Source organism: Bacillus mesophilus (assembly GCF_011008845.1).
Taxonomy (GTDB): Bacteria; Bacillota; Bacilli; order Bacillales; family SA4; genus Bacillus_BS; species Bacillus_BS mesophilus.
In genome coordinates this window covers 46,816-55,609 of record NZ_JAAIWM010000014.1, presented here as the reverse complement: position 1 = coordinate 55,609, position 8,794 = coordinate 46,816, and the positions used below count along the sequence as shown (strand labels likewise).

At 35.6% G+C, this 8,794-nt stretch carries 12 protein-coding genes; 11 read left to right on the top strand and 1 reads right to left on the bottom strand.

Features of this window, described 5'->3' with window-relative positions:
• Positions 1-711: 711 nt before the first annotated feature.
• The 11 genes from G4D63_RS20985 to rsmI all read left to right on the top strand — a co-directional run bounded on the left by G4D63_RS20985 (position 712) and on the right by rsmI (position 8,209).
• Positions 712-924: a sigma factor G inhibitor Gin gene (locus tag G4D63_RS20985; RefSeq protein ID WP_338024016.1), complete on the top strand. Its 213-nt coding sequence runs from the start codon at positions 712-714 to the stop codon at positions 922-924.
• A 75-nt stretch (positions 925-999) separates the two neighbouring features.
• Positions 1,000-2,433, top strand: coding sequence for an aminotransferase class I/II-fold pyridoxal phosphate-dependent enzyme (locus G4D63_RS20980; protein ID WP_163182014.1), 1,434 nt, complete (start codon positions 1,000-1,002; stop codon positions 2,431-2,433).
• Between the two features lie 2 nt (positions 2,434-2,435).
• The gene (tmk, locus tag G4D63_RS20975) at positions 2,436-3,086 is read left to right on the top strand and encodes a dTMP kinase (protein WP_163182013.1); all 651 of its coding nucleotides are present in this window, start codon (positions 2,436-2,438) and stop codon (positions 3,084-3,086) included.
• Positions 3,087-3,274: 188 nt separating this feature from the next.
• Positions 3,275-3,604: a cyclic-di-AMP receptor gene (locus G4D63_RS20970; RefSeq protein WP_163182019.1), complete on the top strand. Its 330-nt coding sequence runs from the start codon at positions 3,275-3,277 to the stop codon at positions 3,602-3,604.
• Between the two features lie 16 nt (positions 3,605-3,620).
• Positions 3,621-4,061: a YaaR family protein gene (locus G4D63_RS20965; RefSeq protein ID WP_163182012.1), complete on the top strand. Its 441-nt coding sequence runs from the start codon at positions 3,621-3,623 to the stop codon at positions 4,059-4,061.
• Between the two features lie 13 nt (positions 4,062-4,074).
• Positions 4,075-5,067: a DNA polymerase III subunit delta' gene (holB, locus tag G4D63_RS20960; protein WP_163182011.1), complete on the top strand. Its 993-nt coding sequence runs from the start codon at positions 4,075-4,077 to the stop codon at positions 5,065-5,067.
• Between the two features lies 1 nt (position 5,068).
• Entirely contained in the window at positions 5,069-5,896 is an 828-nt protein-coding gene (locus G4D63_RS20955; protein ID WP_163182010.1) for a PSP1 domain-containing protein, read from the top strand.
• A 13-nt stretch (positions 5,897-5,909) separates the two neighbouring features.
• On the top strand, positions 5,910-6,269 hold the full coding sequence (gene yabA, locus G4D63_RS20950) for a DNA replication initiation control protein YabA (RefSeq protein ID WP_163182009.1): 360 nt from the start codon (positions 5,910-5,912) through the stop codon (positions 6,267-6,269).
• A 66-nt stretch (positions 6,270-6,335) separates the two neighbouring features.
• Entirely contained in the window at positions 6,336-7,079 is a 744-nt protein-coding gene (locus G4D63_RS20945; protein WP_163182018.1) for a tRNA1(Val) (adenine(37)-N6)-methyltransferase, read from the top strand.
• Positions 7,066-7,353 carry a GIY-YIG nuclease family protein gene (locus G4D63_RS20940; protein WP_163182008.1) on the top strand — a complete coding sequence of 96 codons (288 nt, stop codon included), beginning with the start codon at positions 7,066-7,068 and terminating at the stop codon, positions 7,351-7,353. Before G4D63_RS20945 ends, G4D63_RS20940 begins: the two co-directional genes overlap by 14 nt.
• The gene (rsmI, locus tag G4D63_RS20935; RefSeq protein ID WP_163182007.1) at positions 7,328-8,209 is read left to right on the top strand and encodes a 16S rRNA (cytidine(1402)-2'-O)-methyltransferase; all 882 of its coding nucleotides are present in this window, start codon (positions 7,328-7,330) and stop codon (positions 8,207-8,209) included. The genes G4D63_RS20940 and rsmI overlap by 26 nt, the downstream gene beginning before the upstream one ends.
• Before the next feature lie 147 nt (positions 8,210-8,356).
• Here rsmI and G4D63_RS20930 read toward each other — a convergent pair whose 3' ends face one another.
• Complete coding sequence (locus tag G4D63_RS20930) at positions 8,357-8,641, bottom strand: AbrB/MazE/SpoVT family DNA-binding domain-containing protein (protein WP_163182006.1); 285 nt, start codon at positions 8,639-8,641, stop codon at positions 8,357-8,359.
• Positions 8,642-8,794: the final 153 nt, after the last annotated feature.

Sequence of the window (8,794 nt, the reverse complement as noted above, 5' to 3'; positions counted from 1 at the left end):
CGGATGAAGCTGACGAAGAGATTCGCCGCTTATTTTAGTCCGGATCCGAACACGGAAGTTAAACTCTTGCGCCGATGGTAGTTGGGGCATTGCCCCTGTGAGAGTAGGACGTCGCCAAGCAAAGATGAAAAGAGTAGCTCATGTAGCTACTCTTTTTTGTGTTCTAAAATACTTACCTACTGTAAGAATTAGTCATTTCGTTGATAAACAAATAGAGTTCGTTGTTAAATTCAAGATATCGTCCATAAAACATTCAATATCGTTGATAAATTATGAATTTCGTTGATAAAGCGGGTTGATCTTAAGACATCAATATTACATTTCTAAAAATGAGATAGTAACTAGCTAAAATTTGTAAATTTATAACTGTTTAGAGTTTATTTATGGGTTATTATTGCTAAATTACTATAAAAAGTTCTGAAAAGACCGGAGTAATGATTTTACTTCAAACAAAAAGTGCCAAACAATAAATTTCAGAATTTATACAGTTTACGTACCTAAAAGTTAAAAATGAATAATCCTACCATAAGTTCATATGCCACAGAAAACGAAAACGCAAAGACATAATAAAAGAGGTTTACCGAAAGTCTCCTTATAGACATACACACAAGTATCTTAGATACATAGAATAGAATCATAAGGTAAAAAAATTATGTAAATTTTTAATTGTGTATACATTTTAAGTGAATTGGGCAAGATAGTTACTGGGAGGTGGAGTACTTGAGTACTACAACGAATAGAGAATATATCGGGGAAACGTGTGTTATATGTGAATTGGCAAAAGATAAGGGAATCCATTTATATACTTCATTTATATGTACGGATTGTGAGACTGAGATGGTCCATACTCAAACTAACCATCCAAATTATAAATTTTACTTAAAGCAGATGCGAAAAGTTACGCAACCTACAATATTTTCTTAAAAATCCCGGAGTTTCGGGATTTTTTTTTAAATGGTCTGATATAATACATATGAAACTTATAGAAAGGGACTAGTAATGAATCAATCTCAAACCCCTTTAATGGACGCATTAATAAATCATATAGATAAGAAACCAATTTCCCTACATGTTCCGGGCCATAAAAATGGACAAGTTTTTTTGGATAAGGGGCATTCTTATTTTAGGGAAATCCTTAGCCTTGACGTAACTGAATTAACTGGTTTGGATGATCTACATCATCCAGAGGAAGCGATAAAAATAAGTGAAGACTTGTTAGCTAATCTATATGGAGCAGAAAAGTCATTCTTTCTAGTTAATGGAACTACAGTAGGAAATCTGGCAATGATTCTCTCTACGTGTAGTAGTAATGACAAAGTGTTGGTTCAGCGCAATTGTCATAAGTCAGTTATGAATGCTTTAATCCTAGCAGGTGCGAAGCCTGTCTTTTTAGCTCCGAAATATGATGAAGAAGCGCATGTTCAAACCTATGTTCCTACCCATACTGTTATTGAGGCTGTAGAGGATCATTCTGATGCAAAGGCAATCATCCTTACCAATCCCACCTATTATGGACATACACATGATTTAAAGGATATAGTGAGACATGCACACATAAAGGGAATCCCAGTACTAGTAGATGAAGCACATGGAGCTCATTTTGGTATAGGTGCCCCCTTTCCTGAATCAGCTATTCATAGTGGCGCGGATCTGGTTGTACAATCAGCACATAAAACTCTCCCTGCTATGACAATGGGGTCATATCTACATTATCAAAGTCAGTTAGTTTCGATTGATAAAGTCACTTTTTATCTTAGAGCCTTACAATCAAGTAGTCCGTCATATCCAATTATGGCATCCCTTGATCTTGCTAGAGCTTTTCTTGCAAATTTAAAAGTAACTGGCATTGGCCATATTTATAAGAATATACACAAGTTTAAAGAAGGACTTAATAACATACCACAGATATGTACAGTCCAATCAAATGACCAAGGTTTAAAGCAAGATCCATTAAAAATCTTGATTCAAAGTCGTTGTCAGTTAACTGGCTATGAGCTACAAGCAATTTTTGAAGAAGTTGGCCTGTTCACAGAGTTGGCAGACTTTTATAATGTATTGTGCATTATGCCGCTAGCAGAGGTAAATATGGATCTTTTGTTATCTAAAATTAGAGAAGCACTCTACAAAATTCAGTCAATTCCAGAACAAAAAAGATTGAAAACTCGTTATCAAGTTCAATCTATGGTGCCATATTCATTTGACGAATTAAAATCAAAGAGAACTCTTACGGTACATTTAGAAGAAAGCATTAACCATGTTTCCGCACAGACGTTAACACCGTATCCACCTGGGATACCGTTAATTCTTCAAGGTGAACTGATTACCGATGAACATATAAAAGAACTTCAAGCTTTAATAAAGCAAAGAGCAAAAATTCAAGGCTTAGTGAATGATACCATTTACATCTATGAGAGTTTAAAAGAGGAGAATTAGTAATGAAGGGTTTATTTATAACTGCAGAAGGTCCTGAAGGTGCAGGAAAAACAACTATTATTCATATGCTAGTTAAACATTTGGAAAAAGAAGGTCAGAAGGTAATCTATACAAGAGAACCCGGCGGTATTAAAATAGCTGAGCAAATAAGATCAGTGATTTTAAATCCTGATCATACAGAAATGGATGGAAGAACGGAAGCCTTACTGTATGCTGCAGCTAGACGACAACATTTAGTAGAAAAGGTTTTGCCAGCTATTAATGAAGGGTATATAGTGTTATGTGATCGCTTCTTAGATAGCTCACTTGCCTATCAAGGCTATGCTCGTGGACTTGGAATTGAAGAAGTATTATCAGTTAACCAATTTGCGATAGAGAATCTAATGCCAACCAAGACAATCTATTTCGATTTAGAGCCAGAAATCGGATTTAATAGAATTAAGAAAAATCTTGACCGGGAAATCAACCGTTTAGATTTAGAGGAGCTAGATTTCCATCACAAGGTTCGAGAGGGGTATCAGTTGGTTATTGATAGGGAGCCTGAACGATTTGTTACGATCAATGCCGATCAGACGATTGAACAAGTATATAGTGAAACACTCCATGCACTAGAGAGTATAATAAGTACTCATGTAACAAGCACTTCATTATAAGAGGTGCTTTTTTTACCTAAATAGGAAACTTTTGTACCATTAACTTTATTCTTCACTTAAAAAAGTTTTCAGAAATTGATGAAGTTGTTTATAATAGAGGAAATTGATGTATAAATGACGAAACAATTACCATTTATCAGAAAATGAATAGTATATAAAAACGTGATAAAATAAAAGGAGGCATAATGATGAAACTGATTATGGCTGTAGTCCAGGATAAAGATAGTAATCGTTTATCAACTGCATTGGTGGAATCGAATTTTCGTGCGACTAAATTGGCAAGTACGGGTGGATTCTTAAAATCAGGAAATACTACCTTCTTAATAGGAACAGAAGACATTCGTGTACCCAAAGCACTTGAAATTATAAAAGAAAACTGTAAGCACCGCGATCAGTTAGTTGCTCCTGTTTCCCCTATGGGTGGAAATGCAGACTCCTATGTTCCTTACCCTGTAGAGGTGGAGGTTGGTGGTGCAACGGTGTTTGTACTACCGGTAGAAGAATTCCACCAGTTTTAATGGAGGCAAAAACGTAATGAAAATCAATCAAGATCTTCGTCCAGCATTGGATAAGGCAAGAAATGATCAAAAGGTATCTACAGTTGGATCCTCACGCTTTGGAGAGATTGTTCAAAAGCAGGAGAGTAAGCTCCAAATGGATCAACTTCATAAACTAATGTCTCAGATTGAAGGACAAGGAGAGAGACTTGCCCGTTCAAGAAACTTCAAGGACTTAGCTAAATATAAAAGTTTAGTAAAGAATTTTGTTAAACAGGCAGTTGAATATGGAATGGATCTTAAACAATCGCATAGCTGGACATCTAGTGGACATAGTCAAACACTAAGAACCGTTGAGAAAGTTGATCGTAGCTTGGTTGAATTAACAGATGAAATTGTCAAAAAAGAGCAAGGAACTATTGATATTCTAGGCAAAATTGGAGAAATCAAAGGACTGCTTATTAACTTATATACGTAAGTGAGTGATGGATATGAATAAGACGTGGGAAGATTTTTCAATTCAACAGCCTGTTGTGACAAGGATGCTAGTCAATAGTATAAAGAAAAATAGATTAGCCCACGCTTATTTATTAGAGGGAAAGAGAGGAACAGGAAAAAAAGAGATTGCCAAGTTCCTAGCTAAAACACTCTTCTGTAAAGATATTTATGGTGAGATGAATCCTTGTCATACTTGTGTCAATTGTCGAAGAATAGAATCTGGTAATCATCCAGATGTTCATATAATAGAACCAGATGGTTTATCTATAAAGAAACAACAAATTCAACTTCTACAAGAAGAGTTTTCAAAAACTGGGGTTGAATCTAAACAAAAGTTCTATATTATAAACCATGCTGATAAAATGACTATAAATGCTTCTAATAGCTTGTTAAAGTTTTTAGAAGAACCTAACGAAGGAACAACAGCTGTTCTATTAACAGAGCAGATCAATAAAATGATAGATACAATTATCTCAAGATGCCAAACCTTATCAACTATGACTGTTTCAAAGGAAATTTTATCTGAACAGCTTACTGAAGCAGGGATTAATCCAGTGTTAGCAAGAGTAGTTGTTCAACTTACAAACAGTATTGATCAAGCTCAGAGTCTTGCTCAGGATGATTGGTTTGCAGAGGCTAGAAAAGTAGTGTTACAATTATGTGAAGTACTAGATTCATCCGCTGGCTTATTTTTTATACAGGAAAAATGGATTCAGCATTTTAAAGAAAGAGAACAGGTCGAAATTGGTCTAGATTTATTATTGCTCTATTATAGAGACATTCTTTCCTTTATAATTGGAGAGGAAGATGCGGTTGTGTATCGTGATATTTTAGAGCAGATGAAACAAAGAGCTCTTCAACTATCACAAAAAAGTATTGTTGAAAAAATGGCCGCTATCTTAGAGGCAAAAAAACGCCTTAACGCCAATGTGCAAGGACAATTAATGATGGAGCAATTGGTGCTTAAATTGCAGGAGGGATCCTAGCTTGTATGATGTAGTTGGAGTCCGCTTTAAAAAAGCGGGTAAAATATATTATTTTGACCCAGCAGAATTTGCGATTCCTAATGAGGAATTTGTCATTGTCGAAACAGTCCGTGGAATAGAATACGGAAAAGTTGTGATTAGTAATAAAAAAGTGGATGCTGAAGATGTAGTCTTACCTTTAAAGAAAGTAATACGAATTGCTGATCCAAAGGATAAGATGACAGTAGACGAGAATAAAAAGGCTGCTTTAGAAGCATATCAAGTATGTGAAGAAAAAGTAATTGAGCATGGACTAGATATGAAGTTAGTTGATGTTGAGTATACCTTTGATAGAAATAAAGTAATCTTTTACTTTACTGCTGATGGTAGAGTAGACTTTAGAGAGCTTGTAAAAGATTTAGCAGCCATTTTCCGTACTAGAATAGAGCTACGACAAATTGGTGTACGAGATGAAGCAAAAATGCTTGGCGGCATTGGTCCCTGTGGAAGAATGCTATGTTGTTCAACATTTCTCGGTGATTTTGAACCAGTATCAATCAAGATGGCTAAGGACCAAAACCTTTCATTGAACCCATCGAAAATATCGGGGCTTTGTGGACGTTTAATGTGTTGTTTAAAGTACGAAAACGACGAATATGAAACGGCAAAAGAAGCCTTACCTGATATTGGCGAGCCGATTAAGACGCCTAATGGTTTAGGTAGAGTAGTTGGATTAAATATACTTGAGCGCCTCATCCAAGTTCAGCTACCAGATATAGAGCGTGTTGTTGAATATACACTTGATGAATTAATCCAAGAAGGAGCCGTTTCTATCCAAGCTACAGATTAATGAGGTGGAGCAAGTGGATAAAAAAGAGATATTTGACTCTGTTAGTAGTATGGAAGAGCAAATCGGTGATTTGTATAAACAACTTGGCGAGCTCAAACAGCATTTAGCCGAACTTCTAGAAGAAAATAATCATATAAAAATAGAAAATGCACACTTGCGAAATCGGCTTGACCAGTCAGTGAGAGAAGAGGAAAATCAAATCGAGAATCAGCAAGATATTAAAGAGAGTAACAAACCTGTTGATATAGGTGAAGGCTATGATAATTTAGCTAGACTATATCATGAGGGTTTTCATATTTGTAATGTGCATTATGGAAGCATCAGAAAAGAAGGAGACTGTTTATTCTGCCTCTCCTTTTTAAATAAGAAGTAATGTATGGCCTTTCCTAAACCAGGGAAGGCTATTTTCCTTAGAAAATGGTTAGAAAGGAATAATGAAATGGTAGACCTACATAATGATGAGCGCCTAGATTACCTTTTAGCGGAAAATTTAAGAATTATACAGAGTCCATCTGTGTTTGCCTTTTCTTTAGATACTGTTCTATTGTCTCGGTTTGTTTATGTACCTATTCAAAAGGGGAACCTTATTGATCTATGTACGGGTAATGGGGTAATCCCTTTATTATTAAGTACACGAACAAAGGGTAATATTACAGGTATAGAGATTCAAGAACGCATTTTTGACATGGCAAAACGAAGTGTTGAGTATAATGATTTGAATCAGCAAATTAATATAGTTCATGGAAACATATTGGACATGCCTAAATTGTTAGGGCATGGCAAGTATGATGTGGTGACTTGTAACCCACCATATTTTCCGACTCCAGAGACTAGTGAGAAAAATAAGAATGAACATTTGGCTATAGCAAGACATGAAATATTTTGTACATTGGAGGATGTGGTTAGAGTGAGTAGTCAGCTAGCACGACCAGGGGCAAAGGTGGCATTTGTTCACAGACCTGGTAGGCTTTTGGATATTATTACGCTAATGAGAGCATACCGATTAGAACCGAAGAGACTCCAATTTGTATACCCGAAAGAGGGAAAAGAAGCTAATACTTTATTAATAGAAGGAATTAAGGATGGTAAACCGGATTTAAAGATTTTACCTCCCCTTGTTGTATACGATAAGAATGGAGAATATACAAAGGAGGTTCACACCATTCTCTATGGAGACTCCTAATCATTATTTTTATGTATTGTCCTGTAAAGATGGAAGTTTTTACGGTGGTTATACCAATAATCTTGAACAGAGAATAGATAAACATAATGAAGGAAAAGGTGCAAAATATACAAGAGCTCGGAATCCTGTATTTCTTCTTTATTATGAAATTTTTTCTACAAAGCAATTAGCAATGTCTGCTGAATATAGGTTTAAACAATTATCAAGAAAAGCAAAAGAGAAATTTCTAGAAGAGAGAGGTGTTAATTATGCTACAACAGAAAAGCTTTCATAATGAAGAGAGCGGGGCATTATATTTAGTCCCAACCCCAATTGGTAATTTGGAAGACATGACATTTCGTGCGATTCGAATTTTAAAAGAATCTGCTGTGATTGCTGCAGAGGATACAAGGGTAACTAGGAAGCTTTGTAACTATTTTGATATACAAACTCCTATAACTAGTTATCACGAACATAACAAGGAAAAGAGCGGTGAGAGGCTAATCGAAGACTTGAAACAAGGGAAAAGAATAGCACTAGTAAGTGATGCTGGTATGCCCACTATATCTGATCCAGGCTATGAGTTGGTTATCTTAGCACTTCAATTTGGGTTTCCTGTTATACCACTTCCAGGTCCTAATGCAGCAGTAACTGCATTAACAGCGTCAGGGCTTCCTCCACAAAGCTTTTCATTTTTTGGATTTCTTCCAAGGCAAAAGAAGGATAAGAAAAAGGAACTTGAGCGTTTGAAATTTCAACAAACGACCATGATTTTTTACGAATCTCCTCATCGGATAAAAGAGACAGTTAAAGCCATGGCAGAGGTGTTGGGAGATACAAGAAGGATTGTGATATGTAGAGAACTTACTAAAAAGTTTGAAGAATTTATAAGAGGAGATATCGGTGAGGTAGAAGAGTGGTTAGAAGGTCAATCTGAAATCAAGGGAGAATGCTGTATATTAGTAGAAGGATCCGCTGAAGAGGAAAGCAAAGAAGAAACTAATTGGTGGACTGATCTGACACCGAAACAACACGTGAATTGGTACATAGAACAGAAGAATTTGACATCTAAAGAAGCAATAAAAAAAGTTGCAATAGACCGAAATCGAGCAAAAAGAGAAATTTATGAAGAGTTCCATATTAATGACTAATAGAACAAAAGGCACAAGCGCCCCCTTTAGCCTCGAGGGGGTTGAGCTAGATTAAAGCATTCCAAAAATTTTTACTTTCATATAACACAAAAAAGAGCATCCGTTAGGTATGCTCTTTTTATATCATCGCATGTTTGCGGTTATGAATTATTTATTTGTAGTAAAAGTACCTTGAAGTTCGTTTAAGATCTGTTCTGCACCTTCACGGCTTAGAATAATCTTACCTCCAGCTAGTGCTAAGTTATCTTCACTAACTTCACCAGTAACGTGACAAGTCATGTTTGGCTTATATTTTTTTAAGATGATTCTCTCATCATCCACGTATATTTCCAAAGAATCCTTTTCTGCAATTCCTAGAGTACGTCTTAACTCTATTGGAATTACAACACGACCTAATTCATCAACCTTACGAACAATCCCTGTAGATTTCATTAATAAACAGTCCCCTCTCCCTAAAATCATTTATAACAAATTTCATTGTTTTTCGTCATAATTCGACATAAACTTTAAATATATAATACCAGTGATTCCCAAACCAGTCAATCATAAAACTGTAAAAAGATGTGAATTTTTTATTACAAAATA

What these genes read in the sequence shown, in the direction of transcription:
- G4D63_RS20980 (WP_163182014.1), top strand. Translation starts at nt 1,000, where the DNA reads ATGAATCAATCTCAAACCCCTTTAATGGACGCATTAATAAATCATATA.
- tmk (WP_163182013.1), top strand. Translation starts at nt 2,436, where the DNA reads ATGAAGGGTTTATTTATAACTGCAGAAGGTCCTGAAGGTGCAGGAAAA.
- G4D63_RS20970 (WP_163182019.1), top strand. Translation starts at nt 3,275, where the DNA reads ATGAAACTGATTATGGCTGTAGTCCAGGATAAAGATAGTAATCGTTTA.
- G4D63_RS20965 (WP_163182012.1), top strand. Translation starts at nt 3,621, where the DNA reads ATGAAAATCAATCAAGATCTTCGTCCAGCATTGGATAAGGCAAGAAAT.
- holB (WP_163182011.1), top strand. Translation starts at nt 4,075, where the DNA reads ATGAATAAGACGTGGGAAGATTTTTCAATTCAACAGCCTGTTGTGACA.
- G4D63_RS20945 (WP_163182018.1), top strand. Translation starts at nt 6,336, where the DNA reads ATGGTAGACCTACATAATGATGAGCGCCTAGATTACCTTTTAGCGGAA.
- G4D63_RS20940 (WP_163182008.1), top strand. Translation starts at nt 7,066, where the DNA reads ATGGAGACTCCTAATCATTATTTTTATGTATTGTCCTGTAAAGATGGA.
- rsmI (WP_163182007.1), top strand. Translation starts at nt 7,328, where the DNA reads ATGCTACAACAGAAAAGCTTTCATAATGAAGAGAGCGGGGCATTATAT.
- G4D63_RS20930 (WP_163182006.1), bottom strand. Translation starts at nt 8,641, where the DNA reads ATGAAATCTACAGGGATTGTTCGTAAGGTTGATGAATTAGGTCGTGTT.